General features: G+C 69.1%; 14 protein-coding genes and 1 pseudogene. 11 read left to right on the top strand and 4 right to left on the bottom strand.

The genetic code is table 11. The features are described from left to right. Positions 1-6: 6 nt before the first annotated feature. Positions 7-960, bottom strand: coding sequence for a hypothetical protein (locus OG819_RS10145; protein ID WP_266649017.1), 954 nt, complete (start codon positions 958-960; stop codon positions 7-9). Between the two features lie 379 nt (positions 961-1,339). Between OG819_RS10145 and OG819_RS10140 the strand changes: the two genes are divergently transcribed. Next, the gene (locus OG819_RS10140) at positions 1,340-3,154 is read left to right on the top strand and encodes an APC family permease (RefSeq protein ID WP_266649015.1); all 1,815 of its coding nucleotides are present in this window, start codon (positions 1,340-1,342) and stop codon (positions 3,152-3,154) included. A gap of 54 nt (positions 3,155-3,208) precedes the next feature. Here the strand turns inward: OG819_RS10140 and OG819_RS10135 are convergent. Further along, positions 3,209-3,541 (bottom strand): annotated as a pseudogene (locus OG819_RS10135) (diaminopimelate decarboxylase); the annotation flags it as partial. A gap of 175 nt (positions 3,542-3,716) precedes the next feature. Here OG819_RS10135 and OG819_RS10130 point away from each other — a divergent pair. Continuing rightward, on the top strand, positions 3,717-4,814 hold the full coding sequence (locus tag OG819_RS10130) for a magnesium and cobalt transport protein CorA (protein ID WP_266627361.1): 1,098 nt from the start codon (positions 3,717-3,719) through the stop codon (positions 4,812-4,814). A 79-nt stretch (positions 4,815-4,893) separates the two neighbouring features. Here OG819_RS10130 and OG819_RS10125 read toward each other — a convergent pair whose 3' ends face one another. Together OG819_RS10125 and OG819_RS10120 are read right to left on the bottom strand one after the other, a co-directional pair. Continuing rightward, a complete protein-coding gene (locus tag OG819_RS10125) occupies positions 4,894-5,499 on the bottom strand; it encodes a flavin reductase family protein (protein WP_266627363.1) in 606 nt (201 codons plus the stop codon). Between the two features lie 96 nt (positions 5,500-5,595). Then, positions 5,596-6,033: a hypothetical protein gene (locus OG819_RS10120; RefSeq protein ID WP_003974483.1), complete on the bottom strand. Its 438-nt coding sequence runs from the start codon at positions 6,031-6,033 to the stop codon at positions 5,596-5,598. Positions 6,034-6,528: 495 nt separating this feature from the next. Here OG819_RS10120 and OG819_RS10115 point away from each other — a divergent pair, with 495 nt between their 5' ends. The 9 genes from OG819_RS10115 (at position 6,529) to OG819_RS10075 (ending at position 17,074) form a co-directional block, all read left to right on the top strand. Then, the gene (locus OG819_RS10115; protein ID WP_266649013.1) at positions 6,529-8,295 is read left to right on the top strand and encodes a recombinase family protein; all 1,767 of its coding nucleotides are present in this window, start codon (positions 6,529-6,531) and stop codon (positions 8,293-8,295) included. 72 nt (positions 8,296-8,367) lie between these two features. Beyond that, entirely contained in the window at positions 8,368-9,735 is a 1,368-nt protein-coding gene (gene hemL / locus OG819_RS10110) for a glutamate-1-semialdehyde 2,1-aminomutase (protein ID WP_266627367.1), read from the top strand. A 44-nt stretch (positions 9,736-9,779) separates the two neighbouring features. Next, positions 9,780-10,478: a histidine phosphatase family protein gene (locus OG819_RS10105; protein ID WP_266652646.1), complete on the top strand. Its 699-nt coding sequence runs from the start codon at positions 9,780-9,782 to the stop codon at positions 10,476-10,478. A gap of 192 nt (positions 10,479-10,670) precedes the next feature. Further along, positions 10,671-12,026, top strand: a complete 1,356-nt coding sequence (locus OG819_RS10100) for a hypothetical protein (RefSeq protein ID WP_266627371.1) — start codon at positions 10,671-10,673, stop codon at positions 12,024-12,026. Positions 12,027-12,092: 66 nt separating this feature from the next. Continuing rightward, positions 12,093-12,716, top strand: a complete 624-nt coding sequence (locus tag OG819_RS10095) for a TlpA disulfide reductase family protein (protein WP_266584674.1) — start codon at positions 12,093-12,095, stop codon at positions 12,714-12,716. A 27-nt stretch (positions 12,717-12,743) separates the two neighbouring features. Beyond that, positions 12,744-13,496 carry a cytochrome c biogenesis protein CcdA gene (locus tag OG819_RS10090; RefSeq protein ID WP_266652644.1) on the top strand — a complete coding sequence of 251 codons (753 nt, stop codon included), beginning with the start codon at positions 12,744-12,746 and terminating at the stop codon, positions 13,494-13,496. A gap of 3 nt (positions 13,497-13,499) precedes the next feature. After that, the gene (locus tag OG819_RS10085) at positions 13,500-15,281 is read left to right on the top strand and encodes a cytochrome c biogenesis protein ResB (RefSeq protein WP_266649011.1); all 1,782 of its coding nucleotides are present in this window, start codon (positions 13,500-13,502) and stop codon (positions 15,279-15,281) included. A 247-nt stretch (positions 15,282-15,528) separates the two neighbouring features. After that, entirely contained in the window at positions 15,529-16,641 is a 1,113-nt protein-coding gene (gene ccsB, locus OG819_RS10080) for a c-type cytochrome biogenesis protein CcsB (protein WP_266627376.1), read from the top strand. A 34-nt stretch (positions 16,642-16,675) separates the two neighbouring features. Further along, positions 16,676-17,074, top strand: coding sequence for an SRPBCC domain-containing protein (locus OG819_RS10075; protein WP_266627378.1), 399 nt, complete (start codon positions 16,676-16,678; stop codon positions 17,072-17,074). The last annotated feature ends 47 nt before the right edge of the window (positions 17,075-17,121 follow it).

Here is a 17,121-nt window from a genome sequence, read left to right as displayed (position 1 = left end):
CATGGATCAGGACAGGCCGTCCGCCGCACGCTTGCGGCGCATCAGGAAGTAGGCACCCGCACCGGCGAGGCCCAGGACCGCCAGCCCACCGGCCTTCGTCCCCGGCGTGGCGAGCGCACCGCCACCCGTGTGCAGACCGCCGCGGGGCTTGTCGCGCTCCGAGTCCGAGTCGTCCCTGCCGCGGTCGGAACCCGAGTCGTCCTTGTTCTTGTCCTTGTAGGTCTCCGGGTCGAACTTCTCGTCGTCCTTGTTCCAGTCGTCGCTGCGTACGGCGCTGAGGGCGCCGCCACCGGTGTGCACGCCGCCGCGGGGCCTGCCGTGCCCGTGCTTGGAGCCGGAGTCGGAGTCGGAGTCGGAGCCGTAGCCGGAGTCGGAGTCGGAGTCGGAGTCGGAGTTGCCCTTGCCGTGGTCGGAGCCGCCGCCCTTCTTGCCCTGTCCGGAGTCCGACGAGTCGCCCTTGCCACGGTCGGAGCCCGAGTCGTTGCCGCTCGAGTCCTCGCCGCGCACGAGACTGAGGGCGCCGCCACCGGTGTGCATGCCGCCGCGGGGCCTGCCGTGCCCGTGCTTGGAGCCGGAGTCGGAGTCGGAGCCGTAGCCGGAGTCGGAGTCGGAGTCGGAGTTGCCCTTGCCGTGGTCGGAGCCGCCGCCCTTCTTGCCCTGTCCGGAGTCCGACGAGTCGCCCTTCTTGTTCTGTCCGGAGTCCGACGAGTCGCTCTTGCCATGGTCGGAGCCCGAGTCGTTGCCGCTCGAGTCCTCGCCGCGCACGGTGGTCAGGGCTCCGCCACCCGTGTGCACCCCGCCGTTCGGCTTGTCGTGCTTGCTCTCCTTGTCGTGTTCCCTGCTGTAGGAAGAGTCGTCGTGGCTCCCGTCACCCGCCGTGGCGGCGAGGGCGCCTGGTGCGCCGATCGCGAGGGCGGCCGTGGCCGTCGCGGTGGCGAGGAGCATGCGGGCAGATCGCATCTTCGGAGTCCTTCCGTCGCAGCCAGGCAGCTGACACCTTGTCAGCTCGTGAGAACCCGACCCTGACGTGATCCACCGTCAGTCCGCCGGGCTCCGCGCACCACTCGAGCCGCTCACCTGGCGCACCCCGAGGCCACGCCCACCCAGGCCCATTCGGCCAACAGATGACTCGTCAGACTGCACTGACCTGCCGTTTCGTCAGGGACAAGCGGCCCTCACCCGGCCCGCACCGCATCTCGGGTACTACCCGATCGGCGGCGACACGACTGCGCGCCCCGCACCTTCGGTCCGCCGCGGTCCGGGCGCGTCCTTGCCCCTCCACACCGCACCACGCCGGTCACACTGACCTCAGAACCCCCCCACCCCCGCGAGGTCCCCCATGGCGTACGGCCTGGCCCGCCGCGAACTGCGGCCAAGAGTTCCGCTGCGGCACGGGGAGGGCGACAAGTACCACCTGACCAGCATCGAGGGGCTCGCCGCGCTCTCCCTGGACGCGCTGAGCTCGGTGGCGTACGGCCCCGAGGCGATCGTGCTCGTACTGATCGCCGCCGGGACGAGCGCGCTGTCCGCCACGCTCCCGGTGACGCTCGTCATCGCCGGACTGCTGGCGGTGCTCGTCGTGTCGTACGGACAGGTCATCGCCGTGCATCCGGACGGCGGAGGCGCGTACGCGGTGGGGAAGAAGGATCTCGGACCGACCGTCAGCCTGCTCGCGGCGGCCAGCCTCGTCGTCGACTACGTGCTGACCGTGACGGTCAGTCTGGCGGCGGGCGCGGCCAGCCTCGCCTCCGCGTTCCCGGTGCTCGGTTCGCACCTGCTCGCGGTCTGCCTGATCGGGCTCGCCCTGCTCACGGCCGTCAACCTGCGCGGTGTGGCCGAGAGCGCACGGGTGCTGATGCTGCCCACGGCGTTGTTCATCGTGAGCATCCTCGGCATCGTCGTACTCGGCCTGGTGCGAGGCCATCCCGTGGCGGTCGTCGGCACCTTCCAGTCCGTCCACGCCACCGAGGCGTTGAGCGTCTTCCTGCTGCTCAAGGCGTTCTCCTCCGGCTGCTCCGCGCTCACCGGAGTCGAGGCCATCGCCAACGGCGTGCCCTCCTTTCGTGAACCCCGCGTCAAACGCGCCCAGCGCACCGAGCTGATGCTCGGCGCGCTGCTCGGCCTGATGCTCATCGGCATGGCCCTGCTGATCCGCCGCGACCATGTCGCCCCGCGCGGCGGCGTGACCGTACTCTCGCAGCTGACGGCGGGCGCGTACGGGACGGGATGGCCCTACTACGCCACCAACCTCATCGTCACCCTGGCCCTCGCCTTTGCCGCGAACACCAGCTTCGGCGGTCTGCCCGTCCTGATGAGCCTGCTGGCCAAGGACCACCGACTGCCGCACCTCTTCGGGCTGCGCGCGGAACGGCCTGTGTACCGCTGGGGCGTGATGACCCTCGCCCTGCTCGCGGCGGTTCTCCTGATCGCCGTGAACGCCGACACCCACCGCATGATCCCGCTCTTCGCGATCGGCGTGTTCACCGGCTTCACCATCAGTCAGATCGGGCTCGTACGGCACTGGGCGGGGCGGCGTCCGCACGGCTGGCTGCGGCGCGCGGCCCTCAACGGGGTCGGCGCGGTACTGACCGCCGTGGCGGGAGTCGTCCTGCTGGCCACCAAGTTCCTGGAGGGGGCCTGGGTGGTGGTCGTCGCGATTCCGTTGCTGATGCTGCTCTTCGCCCGCGTCCAGCGCTACTACACGGTGGTCGGCCGGGAACTCGGGCTGGGTGAGGTCCCGCCGCCGGTGCGCCTCGGCGACTCCCTCGTCATCGTGCCGGTCGGCGAGGTCAGCAGGCTCACCCAGCACGCGCTGTCGGCCGCCCGCGCCCTCGGGCAGGAGGTGGTCGCGGTCGCCGTACACGCCGACCCGGCCAAGGTCAGTGCACTCAGGGAGAGTTGGGACCGCTGGAACCCGGGCGTACGCCTGGACGTCGTCGACAGCCCGCAGCGCTCGCTCGTGGAACCGATCGTCGACTACGTCGGGAGGGCGGCGGAGGAGGGACGGCAGATCGCCGTCCTCATCCCCGAGGTGGAGCCCCTCCACCGTCGCTACCAGATCCTCCAGAACCAGCGCGGCCTGCTCCTCGCCGCCGCGCTGCGGGCCCGTACGGACGTGGTCGTCTGCGTGGTGCCGTACCGGCTGAGCCTCTGAACCGGCCGCCGCGCCAGGGCCGGATCCCGAAGAGGGGGATCCCGAAGAGGGGCCCTACAGGCCGACGTCCCGGCGGCTCATGTCGTCCAGCGATTCACGGCGTACGAGCACGCGCGCGATGCCGTGGGAGACGGCGACCACCGGTGGGCGGCCCACGAGGTTGTAACCGGACGCCATGGACAGGTGGTACGCGCCGGCCGCCGGGACGGCGAGGAGGTCGCCGGGGCGTACGTCGCCGGGGAGCGCCACCTCGTCCGCGAGGACGTCGCCGGCCTCGCAGTGCCGGCCGACGACGGTGACGAGGCGGGGTGGCGCGCAGGAGGGGCGGCCGATGAGCCGGGGCGCGTACCGCACTCCGTACAGCGCGGGCCTGGGGTTGTCGCTCATTCACCACCGGGCGGTTCCCAGGCGAGTACGACCCGTGATTCATGACACTTCCCTTCCCTGACACCGCCAGAGCGGCGGGCGCCGGGCGCAGGCTGGAACCGGGCTCTGACGTCGGGCTTACCCCCTACTGGCACACTGGCCGTCCGTTCCGGGAAATCCGGGGAAGGAGTACCGCATGTCGATGGTCGGCAACCTGCGCAAAGTCGCCCGTCTGGCACGCGGTGGACGCCGGGTGGACCTGAGTCACCCGGCCCGTTCCCCGCTCGGCTCGGCCGTCGTCAACTGCGTCATCTACCGTGACGGCGTCCGTCAGGAGGCCGCGCCCAGCGTCGAGGAGGCTGTCGCCCGCGTCCGCAAACGCGGCGGCCAGGGCTTTGTCTGGCTGGGGCTGCACGAGCCGACCGAGACGGAGTTCGCCCGGGCCGCCGAACTGTTCGGCCTGCACCCGCTCGCCGTCGAGGACGCGGTCCACGCCCACCAGCGCCCCAAGGTCGAGCAGTACGGCGACGTCCTGTTCGCCGTGTTCAAGACGGTCTCCTACGTCGAACACGCCGAACTGACCGCCACCAGCGAGGTCGTGAACACCGGCGAGATCATGGTCTTCGCCGGCCCCGACTTCGTGGTGACCGTACGGCACGGACGGCACGGCTCTCTCGGCCCCCTGCGCGAGGACCTGGAAGCCGAGCCGGAGCAGTTGGCCAAGGGCCCGGCCGTGGTGCTGCACGCCATCGCCGACCACGTCGTGGACGACTACCTGACCGTCACGGACGCCGTCCAGGACGACATCGACCAGGTGGAGACGTCCGTCTTCTCACCCCGGGGAGCCAAGGGCGCCGACGCCGGCCGCATGTACCAGCTCAAGCGTGAGCTCCTCGAACTCAAACGCGCGGTGGTCCCCCTCGGCCGTCCCCTCAACCTCCTGGCGGGCGAGCCGATGCGCCTCATCGCCCCGGAGATCCAGGCGTACTTCCGCGACGTCGCCGACCATCTGTCGCGGGTCACCGAACAGATCACGGCCTTCGACGCCCTCCTCGACTCCATCCTCCAGGCCCACCTCGCCCAGGTCTCCGTCGCCCAGAACGAGGACATGCGCAAGATCACCGCCTGGGCCGCGATCGTCGCCGTACCGACCATGGTGTGCGGCGTCTACGGCATGAACTTCGACCACATGCCCGAACTCCACTGGCGCTTCGGCTACCCCCTGGCCCTTACGGTGATCGCCGTGGCGTGCTTCGTCATCCACCGGGGGTTCAAGCGCAACGGGTGGCTGTGACGGTGACCGTGTCCCCGGACCCGGACCCGGACCCGGACCCGGACCCGGACCCGGACCCGGACCCGGACCCGGACCCGGCCTAAGGCCGCGGTTCCTCGTAGGGGATGCGGTTCAGGTGCAGGACCTTTCCCAGCGTGCCCCACTCGTCCCCGCCGAGCTTGGTGAGCGGGAGCAGACGTTCGGAGCCGGGGCGGCCGTCGACGATGCGGTCCTCGTGCACCGCCGCGTGGAGGACCCGTCCGAAGACGAGGGTGGCGTTTCCCATACGCAGGGTGGTGTGCGAACGGCACTCCAGAACGACGGGGGAGGCCGCCACTCTGGGTGGTCGGACATGCAGGCTCGGTTCGCGCTCGATTCCCGCGTAGTCGAATTCACTGACCGACCGGGGGAAGTCGGTGGCCGTGGCGTTGATCAACTGCAGCAACGGTTCGGTGGAGAAGTTGACGACGAACTCCCCGGTGTCCTCGACATTGCGCAGGGAATCCTTGCGGCCGATCGAGGTGAACTGCACGACCGGCGGGTCCGTACTGGCGATGCTGAAGAAGGAGTGCGGGGCGAGGTTTTCGGTGGAGCCGTCCGGTGTGACGGTGGAGATCCATGCGATCGGACGCGGGATGACGACCGAGGTGAGGAACCGGTAGAAGGCGGCGCCGCCCATGGCCTCCGGGTCGAAATCGATGCGCATGAAATTCAGTATTCACCGGTCCCGAGTGGCGCGCCTGTTGTCGGGCCGCCCCCGGGCGGGACCGCGAGCCCCGCCCGTGTCACGGAGAACCGGAGATCAGGGCCACACCAGGCAGTACGGCTGGTGCCCCGCCTCGTGCAGACGGTGGCTGAAATCCTGCCATTCGTGGAGGAGCTGGTACACGTTGAAGGCGTCCCGCGGGCCTCCGCGGTCCGGGACGGTCGACCAGATGAAGGCCGCCGCTCCTACCGCCTCCTCGCCGATGCCCCGGAGGGGGTCGACGACGGTCATGGGGAGCTTCACGACGGCGTAGTCGGGGTGGAGGACGACCAGTTCCAGGGGCGGGACCTTGTGGAGAGGGACGCCCTCGATGCCGGTGAGGACCATCGCGGCCATGGTCTCCGGCTTGATCTTGGTGAACATGCCGTTCATGCCGAGCTCGTCGCCGCCGAGTTCCTCGGGGCGCATCGAGATCGGCACGCGGGCCGCCGTCGCACCGTCCGGCGCGCCGAAGTATTTGTAGGTCACCCCCACCCGGCCACCATTCCCGCTTCCTGCCCTGAGCCGGTCTGCCCCGCGGTCCGTGTAGTCCATACCGTCCATACGGCCCGACGGGTCGATCCGCTCAGGATCGTTCTGTGATCCTTGCGACCCCTGTGATCCGGGTGATCCGGGTGATCCGGGAGATCCGGGAGATCCGGGAGAGCCCGGCGACCCTTGTGTCCGCCGCGCCTCGGCCGCTTCCTCCGCCTCGCGCCGGTGCCTTCCCCGCCGGGCACGCCGAGGACCGAGGTCATCGGTCCCCTCGCCCAGTCCGCCACCGCGATGCATATCTCCACCCGACTGCTTTTCTAAGGCGCGCGACCCCCGCCACGCAACCCGATCATCGTGACAGTGACCTCCCCCACGGCCGCACGCCGAAACGTACGCCGAAACACTTGTCCGTCGCCGAGGGCCAGCCCCAACCCTGCGGGGTGAACTATCCCCGAGAACGGCGCCTTCATGGATTTTAGGTAGTACGTTCCCGCCATGACCAGCGAAGAGGGGGGAGCGGCGCGGAAACGCCGCGTGGCAGCAGGGTATACGGACAAATCCGAGGCCAGCCCGCAAGCCCAGGACGAGGCTACCAAGGCCAGAGCGGTGGAGCGCGGCTGCGTGTTCCTGGGCCACTACCGCGACATCGGGGTGTCCGGGTACGCGTCTGGTGCTGAGCGTCCGGACTTCGCCCGCCTCCTGCATGACTGCAGGACCGGCAGGATCCAGGAGATCGTTGTCTTCGACGTCAGCCGCCTCTCGCGACGGAGTTCGACGGAGACGGGCCCGATCGTCACCGAACTCTTCGGCCTGGGTGTCACCATCACCTCATGCACCGAGGGTGTGTTCTCGCCAGACAGCGCGGCCGACCTGGGCCGACTGCTCTCCCGACTGGACAGTGCGCATCAGGACAGCAGGAACCGGGGCGATGCCATCTCTCGGAGCAAGCGCGTAGCCAAGGAGTTCGGAGGGTGGGCGGGGGGCGCGCCACCGTATGGCCTGGTGAGCGTGGCGCGCACCGAGGTCCGCCATATCGAGGGCAGGGCCGTCACGGTAGCCGTCCGCACGCTGCGGCCCAGCGCACCCGACAGTGCGCGTACGGACGAAGCGAGCGTGGTCCGGGGCATGGTGGAACAGGTCCTGCGCCACAAGAGCCGACCTCATGAGGGAAAGAAGAGCGCGCGGCCGGGTTCCATCAATTCGGTACTGGCTTGGCTCAACCAACGGGAGGTTCCGGCCCGGGGCGGCGGTCCCTGGCGGTCCGCGACGGTCAAGCGTGTCCTGTCGGATCCGCGCATCGCCGGTTTCGCGGCGGAACCGCTGTACCGGGTGGGGAAGGACGGCGCCCCGACCCGCACACAGAGCGGCTACCGGATTGTCAGGGACCCCGAGAGCCATGAGCCGGTCACGATCTGCGAGCCGATCATCCCTCCCGCCCAGTGGTACGAACTGCAGGAGTGGCTCTCCGAGCGCGGGCGTGTGAAGGGGGAGTCGCGCGTCCAGGCCCTGCTCAGTGGCCTCGGGCTCCTGTTCTGCGAATGCGGCAGGCCGATGACCCGCTCGGGCGACTGGTACAAGTGCTCACGGCCGCCGGGGACGGTGGAAGCGGGGCAACATGCGGGAGGATGCACCATTCAGCGGGAGGCACTCGACGCCCACGTGGTGCGTCGCATCCTCGACGTGTTCACGGCCAGTGCCGATGCCTCTGACGCGCAGGGTGTGCTGCGGGAGGCCGCTCGTCGTTTCGCCCAGGGCGCCGACCGCGCGGCCGACGCGGCGCGACGTGGCGAGCGGGGTGTCCTACTGTCCGAACGCGTGCTTGTGACCGATGAGTTGGAGCGCCTCTATGACGACCTGAACGGTGGGATCTACAGCGGGAGCGTCGGGCGCCGGAGGTTCCTCGCCGACAAGAGGGCGCTCGATGAACGTCTGGGCAGACTGGATTCGTGTATCGCCGGCTCGGGCGCGGACGGGGCCGAACCGCGATCCGAGCAGTTCTCCGACTGGCTCTCGCCGGGTGGCGGTATGGACTCCTCGGAGCCGGGCTTGTGGTGGCACGGTGCCTCCTTGGAAGACCGGCGCAGACTGATCACACTGGTCGTGGACCGGATCACTGTCACCAAGGCCGCCTATCGCGGAGGTGTCCGGCGTGGCTGCCGGGTCACGGAGCGAGCTACGGTCACATTCGCGGGAGCAGAGCCGACCGTGCGGGCGAACTTGGTCCGGGTTGCTCCGCGGCAACGCCGTACGGTGCGGGCCTGACCCGGTACGGACCTGTTCCGGCGCCCCGGGGTAGGGCCGGACTGGCGGACGCCGGGCCGTACGCTGAACGCTATGGCAGAGGCGAACAACATCTCCGGCGGTACGTCACCCCAGACAGGGGAGACCGCGCACGCGCCGTATCCCTATGAGGCACCGGTCTCGCAGGCCCTCTTCGACCGTGCGGCCCTCGTCACGCCCGGCGGCGTGAACTCTCCGGTGCGCGCGTTCCGCGCCGTGGGCGGTACGCCCCGCTTCATGGTGTCCGGAAACGGTCCATACCTGACCGATGCCGACGGGAGGGAATACGTCGACCTCGTGTGTTCATGGGGGCCGATGATCCTCGGGCACGCGCATCCCGACGTCATCGGCGCCGTCCAGGAGGCCGTCGCGCGCGGTACCTCCTTCGGCACCCCCGGTGAGGGCGAGGTCGCGCTCGCCGAGGAGATCGTCGCCCGCGTCGAGCCCGTCGAGCAGGTCCGGCTCGTGTCCAGTGGGACCGAGGCGACCATGTCCGCCATCCGGCTCGCCCGCGGGTTCACCCGGCGGTCGAAGGTGATCAAGTTCGCCGGGTGCTATCACGGGCATGTCGACTCGCTGCTGGCGTCGGCGGGGAGCGGGGTGGCGACCTTCGCGCTGCCCGACACCCCCGGTGTCACCGGCGCCCAGGCCGCCGACACGATCGTCCTGCCCTACAACGACCTCGAAGCCGTGAACGAGGCGTTCCACGCGCACCCCGGTGAGATCGCCTGTGTGATCACCGAGGCCTCGCCGGGCAACATGGGCGTCGTGCCGCCCCGGCCCGGGTTCAACCAGGGACTCAAGGACGCCTGCGCGCGCAACGGCGCCCTGTTCATCTCCGACGAGGTCATGACCGGATTCCGGACCAGCAAGGCCGGTTGGTACGGGATCGACGGGGTACGTCCGGATCTCATGACCTTCGGGAAGGTCATGGGCGGAGGGTTCCCCGCCGCCGCCTTCGGTGGCCGCAAGGACGTCATGGAGCACCTGGCTCCCGCCGGGCCCGTCTACCAGGCCGGCACGCTCTCCGGGAACCCCGTCGCGACCGCCGCCGGGCTCGCCCAGCTGCGGCTGCTCGACGACGCCGCGTACGACAAGGTCGACGCAGTCTCCGAGGAGATCCGCGGGCTGGTCACGGAGGCGCTGAGCAAGGAGGGCGTGGCGCACCGGCTGCAGAACGCCTCCAACATGTTCTCGGTCTTCTTCACCGGGCGTGAGGTGCGCGACTACGAGGGCGCGAAGGCGCAGGAGTCCTTCCGGTTCACCGCGTTCTTCCACGCCATGCTGGCGCAGGGCGTCTATCTGCCGCCGTCGTCCTTCGAGTCGTGGTTCGTGTCCACGGCCCACGACGAGCGGGCCATTCAGCGGATCGCCGACGCCCTTCCGGCGGCGGCCAGGGCAGCGGCGGAGGCCACGGCATGAGCCAGGATCAGACGCGGGATCAGGCGCGGGAGGCGCAGGATCAGATGCGGGATCAGACACAGGGGCGCGATCAGGACATCACCGTCGTGCATCTCATGCGGCACGGCGAGGTCGCCAACCCGGACGGGGTGCTGTACGGGCGGCTGCCCGGCTATCACCTGTCCGAGCTCGGGCGGCAGATGGCCGAGCGGGTCGCCGAGCACCTGGCGGAGCGGGACGTCACGAATGTCGTCGCCTCCCCGCTGGAGCGGGCGCAGGAGACCGCGACGCCCATCGCGAAGGCGCACGGTCTCGACCTCGACACCGACGGGCGGCTGATCGAGGCCGACAACGTGTTCCAGGGGAAGACCTTCGGGGTGGGGGACGGGGCGCTGCGGCGGCCCGAGAACTGGAAGCACCTCGTCAACCCGTTCAAGCCGTCCTGGGGCGAGCCGTACGTCGATCAGGTCGTACGGATGGTGGGGGCGCTGGACGCCGCCAAGGACGCGGCCCGTGGGCATGAAGCGGTGGTGGTCAGCCACCAGTTGCCGATCTGGATCGTGCGGTCCTTCGTGGAGAAGCGGCGGCTGTGGCACGACCCGCGCAAGCGGCAGTGCACGCTGGCGTCCCTGACGACCTTCACCTACCGCGGCGACAAGATCGTGTCCGTGGGGTACAGCGAGCCCGCCCGGGACCTCGTGCCCGCCCATCTCCTCGCGGGCGCCAAGCCGGTGAAGGGGAAGAGCAAGGCGTTCGGGGCGTAGAGCGCTCATTCCCGTACATGCGCTCATTTCCGTACATATCGCCGCGAAGTTTTCGGATGCTGCGTTACCCGATTTGTTCTTCGTAAAATACGATCAATGTTGCGCGTTCTGAGGAACTTATCCGCTTGTCGTGCCCTCTTATTGTGTGTCAGCTGGGGGCCAGCTGAGAGGGCACGATGAGATGGGGACCGAATGCGGGACATCAGCCGACGGGGAATGATCGGCCTCGGGGCGGGTGCCGCGGCGGCGATGGGACTCGCGGCGTGCGGCACCGCACAACACGACGGTCCGAGCGGGGGCGGCGGTTCCCGGTCGGGCAAGCCCGGTCCGTCCGGCAAGCCCAGCGCCTCCTCGCACCCCGCCCGCCCGATAGGCGACGGCTCCACCTCCTTCACGGGCAAGCAGCCCAACCAGCCCGCGAAGCCGGTCCCCCTGGAACCGGGTCAAACCCCTCCGCAGTTCGTGGTCTTCTCCTGGGACGGCGCGGGCGAGGTCGGGACCGGTCTCTTCTCCCGCTTCCTGCGGCTCGCCCGTGAACACGAGGCGCACATGACCTTCTTCCTCTCCGGGCTGTACCTCCTGCCCGAGTCGAAGAAGCGCAAGTACCTGCCGCCCAACAACCCCCGGGGCGCCTCCGACATCGGCTATCTCGCCGACGACCACGTCAAGTCGACGCTCGGGCTCGTCCGGCAGGCCTGGCTCGACGGCCATGAGATAGGCACGCACTTCAACGGCCACTTCTGCTCCGGCCACGGCACCGTCGCCAACTGGACGCCGGCGCAGTGGCGCAGCGAGATCGACCAGGCCAAGTCCTTCGTCAAGGAGTGGCGGACCAACACGGGCTGGACCGATCTGCCCGCGCTGCCCTTCGACTACGAGAAGGAACTCGTCGGCGCGCGCACCCCCTGTCTGCTCGGCCGCGACAACCTGCTGCCCACCGCCAAGGAGCTCGGCTGGCGCTACGACGCCTCCTCGCCCGGCGGCCGCCAGGTCTGGCCGGACAAGCGGCACGGCCTGTGGGACCTCCCCCTCCAGGCGATCCCCTTCCCGGGGCGCAGCTTCGAGGTGCTGTCCATGGACTACAACATGCTGGCCAACCAGTCGATCAACTCGACGAAGGCGCCCGCGCACAACTACCCGGCGTGGCGTGAGCAGTCGGGCGAGGCGTACGTCGCCGGATTCCGGCGGGCCTACGAGAGCAACCGGGCGCCCTTCTTCATCGGCAACCACTTCGAGCACTGGAACGGCGGCATCTACATGGACGCCGTCGAGTACGCCTTCAAGCACATAGCCCGGGAGAAGGAGAAGGGCCAGGACGTCCGCCTCGTCTCCTTCCGGCAGTACGTGGACTGGATGGACGTACAGAAGCCCGAGATACTCGCCAAGCTGCGGACGCTGGACGTGGGACAGCGACCGGCGGGTGGCTGGAAGGCGTTCCTCGGCGACACCGGCAAGGGGGCCGGTACGGGGGCCGGTACGGGTTCGGGCACCGGCACCGGTACGGGCTCTGGGACGGGCACTTCCAAGGGGTCCGGGAGCGCCGCCTGAAATGGTGTTTTCCGCCCGCAAGGGGGGTGCGGAAGATCCTCGAAACGGGCATGCGAAACTTTTCACATGAGTGCCGCCTGCCGCGCCCAACAGCGCTCGAACCGCACCCGTAGCCGCGCCGCCCTGCTCACCACCGGGGCCGCCGTCGCCGCGCTTGTCCTGTCCGCGTGCGGTTCGGGCGGGACGTCCGGGGGCTCGGGCGGCAGCAACTTCGTGGCGGGCAAGGACGGCATCTCGACCGTCGCCAAGGGCTCCCGGGTCGAGGCCCCCGACCTCTCCGGCCCGACCGTGGACGGCAAGCAGCTCGACGTCAAGGACTACAAGGGCAAGATCGTCGTCGTGAACGTGTGGGGATCCTGGTGCCCGCCGTGCCGCGCCGAGGCGCCGAACTTCGTCAAGGTCGCCAAGGACACCGCGGCGAAGGGCGTGCAGTTCGTCGGCATCAACACCCGTGACGCCAACATCAGTCTGGCCCAGGCGTTCGAGAAGCAGCAGGGCGTCACCTACCCCAGCCTCTACGACCCGACGAGCAAGCTGCTGCTCCGCTTCAAGAAGGGCACGCTGAACCTGCAGACGATCCCCTCCACGATCGTCATCGACCGGGACGGGAAGATCGCGGCCCGTACGCTGCAGGCCCTCAGCGAGGACAAGCTCCGCGAGATGCTCGACCCCGTACTCGCGGAGAAGTGACCTGACGTGTCCCTTCTCGCCGCGTCCATGAACCTCGCCGCGTCGTCCGACACCGTCGTCAGCGGTGCCTTGGTGCTCGCCCTGCCGATCGCCGTCCTCGGCGGCCTCGTCTCCTTCTTCTCACCGTGCGTGCTGCCGCTCGTCCCCGGCTATCTGTCGTACGTGACCGGTGTCACCGGCACGGATCTGGCGGAGGCCAGACGGGGGCGGATGGTCGCGGGCGCCAGCCTGTTCGTGGTGGGTTTCACCGCCGTGTTCGTCTCCGGCGGGGCGCTGTTCGGCTACTTCGGGTCGACCCTCCAGGAGTACCAGGGCACGATCAGCAAGATCCTCGGCGTGCTGATGATCGCGATGGGCGTGTTCTTCATGGGGATGATGCCCTGGCTCACGCAGCGTGAGTTCCGCTTCCACAAGCGGCCGGTGACCGGCCTGCTGGGTGCTCCGATACTCGGCGCGCTCTTCGGCATCGGCTGGACGCCCTGCCTGGGACCGACCCTCTCCTCCATCAATTTTCTTTCCATGAACCAGGCGAGCGCGGGCCGCGGCGCCATACTGACCGTCGCGTACTGCGTCGGCCTGGGAGTGCCCTTCGTCCTCGCGGCCGTCGCCTTCCGCAAGGCGCTCGGTGCCTTCGCCTGGGTCAAGCGGCACTACGTGTGGGTGATGCGGATCGGCGGCGGCATGATGATCGCGACCGGCCTGCTCCTGCTCACCGGTGCCTGGGACAGCATCGTGCAGCAGATGCAGACCTGGTCCAACGGCTTCACGGTAGGGATCTGATCGATGAGCACGACCGACACCGACACCGGCACGGGCAGGACGAAGGACCCGGCGGCCGCCAAGCGGCACATCGGGGTGAGCGCCGACGGCGAACTCGGCGAAGCCGGATCCCAGCTCTCCACCGCGCCGGTCGACACGGCCGTGCCCGGCTCCTTCGGCGGGTCCCGCGCCCCCGGCGCCCTGGGATGGCTGACCTGGACCGGCCGTGAGGTCGTCGGCTGGGCCCGCTGGTTCTGGCGGCAGCTGACGTCGATGCGGGTCGCCCTGATCCTGCTCTTCCTGCTGTCGCTCGGGGCGATCCCTGGCTCGCTGATCCCGCAGTCCGGGACCGACGCCCAGAAGGTGGCGGCCTTCAAGGACGCGCACAGCATCCTCGGGCCGGTCTACGACAAGCTCGGCCTGTTCCACGTCTACAGCTCGGTGTGGTTCTCCGCGATCTACATCCTGCTGTTCGTCTCGCTCATCGGCTGCATCATCCCGCGCACCTGGCAGTTCGTCGGGCAGCTGCGCGGCCGTCCGCCGGGCGCCCCCAAGCGGCTGAACCGGCTGCCCGCGTACGCGACCTGGCGCACCGCGGCCGAGCCCGAGCAGGTCCGCGAGGCCGCCCTCGAGATCCTCAAGCGGCGACGCTTCAGGGCGCACATCGAGAAGGACGCCGTCGCCGCCGAGAAGGGCTACCTCCGCGAGACCGGCAACCTGCTCTTCCACATCGCGCTGATCGTGATGCTGGTGGCCTTCGCCTGGGGCCAGCTCTTCAAGTCCGAGGGCAACAAGCTGATCGTCGAGGGCGACGGCTTCTCCAACACGATCTCGCAGTACGACGACTTCAAGTCCGGCAACCTCTTCAGCACCGACGACCTCACGCCGTTCAGCTTCAACCTCAAGAAGTTCACCGGCACCTACGAGCGCACCGGCCCCAACAAGGGCACCCCCCGCACGTATCAGGCGGACATCACGTACAGCGTCGGTGCGTACGGCAAGAAGAAGAAGACCACCGTCAAGGTCAACGAGCCGCTGAAGATCGGCGACTCGAAGGTCTACCTCACCGCCCACGGCTACGCGCCCGTCGTCACCGTCCGGGACGGCAAGGGCAACGTCGTCTACCACGACGCCGTGCCGATGCTGCCGCTCGACTCGAACGTCACCTCGCAGGGCGCGATCAAGGTCATGGACGGCTACAAGAACGCGCAGGGGACGACCGAACAGCTCGGTTTCTCCGCCTTCTTCGTGCCGACCTTCGCGGGTGCGGGCAAGGGCGACATGTTCTCCCAGTTCCCCGCGCTCGACTTCCCCGTGCTCGCGCTGTCCGGGTTCCACGGCAGTCTGGGCGTCGACGCGGGCATCCCGCAGAACGTGTACCAGCTCGACACCTCGAAGATGAAGCAGTTCAAGGACGCCAAGGGCAACATCGTCAAGGCGCGTCTGCTGCCCGGCGAGACGATGAAGCTGCCGAACGGCGCCGGCTCCATCACCTTCGACAAGGGCATCGAGGAATGGGCGAACTTCCAGGTCACCCAGCAGCCCGGCAGTGACTGGGCGCTGGTCGGTGCCTTCACCGCGATCTTCGGTCTCGCCGGTTCGCTCTTCATCCAGCGCCGCCGTGTCTGGGTGCGGGCGACCACCGGGGCCGACGGCGTCACCGTCGTCGAGATGGCGGGCCTCGGCCGCAGCGAGTCCGCGAAGCTCCCCGAAGAACTGGGGGACCTGGCCGCCCTCGTCCACGAACAGGCGCCCACCAAGATTGACGACCCTCAGGTCGTGCCTGCCGAAGGGGCTGAGAATTGAGACCTCCCCCTCGCGGAGCGAAGGAGATTCCTGGCTCACGCTGCCTGGCAGGCCGACAGCCCGTCAGGTCTTCCACGATCAACACCAGCCGGGTTGAAACCAGCCCGGGGAAAGCAGTTGCAGTGTTTCGACGGCATCAGCATGCGCTTGGTTCTCGCTACACACCGCTGCCACGCGATCGCAAGGTAACAGAGGGTCGCATCGTCCCGCCGGAAAATGCCCGGGAATCCACTGAAGGGGGCCTGAGGTGACTCTCGCCACCGCAACCGACCTGGGCGCCGTGACCGATCTGGCCACGGCCACCAACGAACACCTCGCCAACATCAGCAACACGCTGATCTACTCCGCGATGGCCGTCTACACCCTGGCCTTCTTCGCGTACATCGCCGAGTGGATCTTCGGCAGCCGCAGCAAGGTCGCCCGCACGGCCGCCGCGCTCACCGCCACCGAGAAGGCGAAGACCCCCGCGGTCACCGTGAAGTCGGCGGGCGGTACGGCCGTCCTGGAGCGGCCGAAGGTCGTCACCCGGTCGGCGGCGGGCGCCCGTGACGTGCCCGACGGGCCTGGCGCGCACGGCGGGGACGAGCAGGGCGACCTCTACGGCCGGATCGCGGTGTCCCTCACCGCGCTCGCCTGGGCCGTCGAGACGGCCGGTGTCCTCGCGCGTGCCCTGTCGGTGCAGCGGGCACCGTGGGGCAACATGTACGAGTTCAGCATCACCTTCTCCACGGTCGCCGTCGCCGTGTACCTGGTGATGCTCGCGCTGAAGAAGAACATCCGCTGGCTGGGCCTGCCCCTGGTCGCCTCGGTCCTCCTCGACCTCGGCCTCGCGGTCACCGTTTTGTACACCGCGAGCGACCAGCTGGTGCCCGCGCTCCACTCGTACTGGCTGTACATCCACGTCTCGACCGCGATCCTCTGCGGCGCCGTCTTCTACGTGGGCGCGGTCGGCACCCTGATGTACCTCTTCAAGGACTCGTACGAGAACAAGCTCGCCACCGGCGGCCAGCCGGGCCGTTTCGCCACCTCCGTCATGGAGCGGCTGCCCTCCTCGGCCTCCTTGGACAAGTTCTCCTACCGCGTGAACGCCGCCGTCTTCCCGCTGTGGACCTTCACGATCATCGCGGGCGCCATCTGGGCGGGCGACGCGTGGGGCCGCTACTGGGGCTGGGACCCCAAGGAGACCTGGGCGTTCATCACCTGGGTCGCCTACGCCTGCTACCTCCACGCCCGTGCCACGGCCGGCTGGAAGGGCCGCAAGGCCGCCTACATCGCCCTGATCGCCTTCGCCTGCTTCCTCTTCAACTACTACGGAGTCAACATCTTCGTCTCCGGCAAGCACTCGTACGCCGGGGTCTGATGCGGATCCCGCTGTCTCGGGCCACGCTGGTGTCATGACCGGAGTGACCCGAGGCATCGAAGAGGGCGCCACCGAGACCCGGGAGGACGGCACCCGCGTCCTGCACTACCTGCTGCGTTTTCCCCAGCCTGTGGAGAACGTCTGGAAGGCGGTGGCCACGTCCGAGGGCCTACGGGCGTGGCTGGCCGAGGCCGAGGTCTTCGAGCCGCGACTGGGCGGCGCGGTCACGCTGCGCGGGGTGGGCAGCGGTCGTATCACGGCGTGGGACGTCGAGCGGATCGCCGAGTACACGGTTGAGGGGCGGGGCCGCATCCGCTTCCACCTGGAACCGACCCGTCCGTCAGGCACGACGGTCCGCTTCACCCACGAGTCCCCAAGGGACGAGGACCCGGGCTGGCGCCAGCGCTTCGAGCGACTGATGAGCGCCCCGTAGGGGCGCGGGGAACTGCGCGCTCAGCCACCATCAGTCCGCACGTACCG

Source organism: Streptomyces sp. NBC_01549 (genome assembly GCF_026339955.1).
In the GTDB taxonomy this organism is placed as follows: domain Bacteria; phylum Actinomycetota; class Actinomycetes; order Streptomycetales; family Streptomycetaceae; genus Streptomyces.
Note: the sequence above shows the minus strand (reverse complement) of the source record. Positions and strands in the feature narration are given on the sequence as shown.

What these genes read in the sequence shown, in the direction of transcription:
- OG819_RS10145 (WP_266649017.1), bottom strand. Translation starts at nt 960, where the DNA reads ATGCGATCTGCCCGCATGCTCCTCGCCACCGCGACGGCCACGGCCGCC.
- OG819_RS10140 (WP_266649015.1), top strand. Translation starts at nt 1,340, where the DNA reads ATGGCGTACGGCCTGGCCCGCCGCGAACTGCGGCCAAGAGTTCCGCTG.
- OG819_RS10130 (WP_266627361.1), top strand. Translation starts at nt 3,717, where the DNA reads ATGTCGATGGTCGGCAACCTGCGCAAAGTCGCCCGTCTGGCACGCGGT.
- OG819_RS10125 (WP_266627363.1), bottom strand. Translation starts at nt 5,499, where the DNA reads ATGCGCATCGATTTCGACCCGGAGGCCATGGGCGGCGCCGCCTTCTAC.
- OG819_RS10115 (WP_266649013.1), top strand. Translation starts at nt 6,529, where the DNA reads ATGACCAGCGAAGAGGGGGGAGCGGCGCGGAAACGCCGCGTGGCAGCA.
- hemL (WP_266627367.1), top strand. Translation starts at nt 8,368, where the DNA reads ATGGCAGAGGCGAACAACATCTCCGGCGGTACGTCACCCCAGACAGGG.
- OG819_RS10105 (WP_266652646.1), top strand. Translation starts at nt 9,780, where the DNA reads ATGCGGGATCAGACACAGGGGCGCGATCAGGACATCACCGTCGTGCAT.
- OG819_RS10100 (WP_266627371.1), top strand. Translation starts at nt 10,671, where the DNA reads ATGCGGGACATCAGCCGACGGGGAATGATCGGCCTCGGGGCGGGTGCC.
- OG819_RS10095 (WP_266584674.1), top strand. Translation starts at nt 12,093, where the DNA reads ATGAGTGCCGCCTGCCGCGCCCAACAGCGCTCGAACCGCACCCGTAGC.
- OG819_RS10090 (WP_266652644.1), top strand. Translation starts at nt 12,744, where the DNA reads ATGAACCTCGCCGCGTCGTCCGACACCGTCGTCAGCGGTGCCTTGGTG.
- OG819_RS10085 (WP_266649011.1), top strand. Translation starts at nt 13,500, where the DNA reads ATGAGCACGACCGACACCGACACCGGCACGGGCAGGACGAAGGACCCG.
- OG819_RS10075 (WP_266627378.1), top strand. Translation starts at nt 16,676, where the DNA reads ATGACCGGAGTGACCCGAGGCATCGAAGAGGGCGCCACCGAGACCCGG.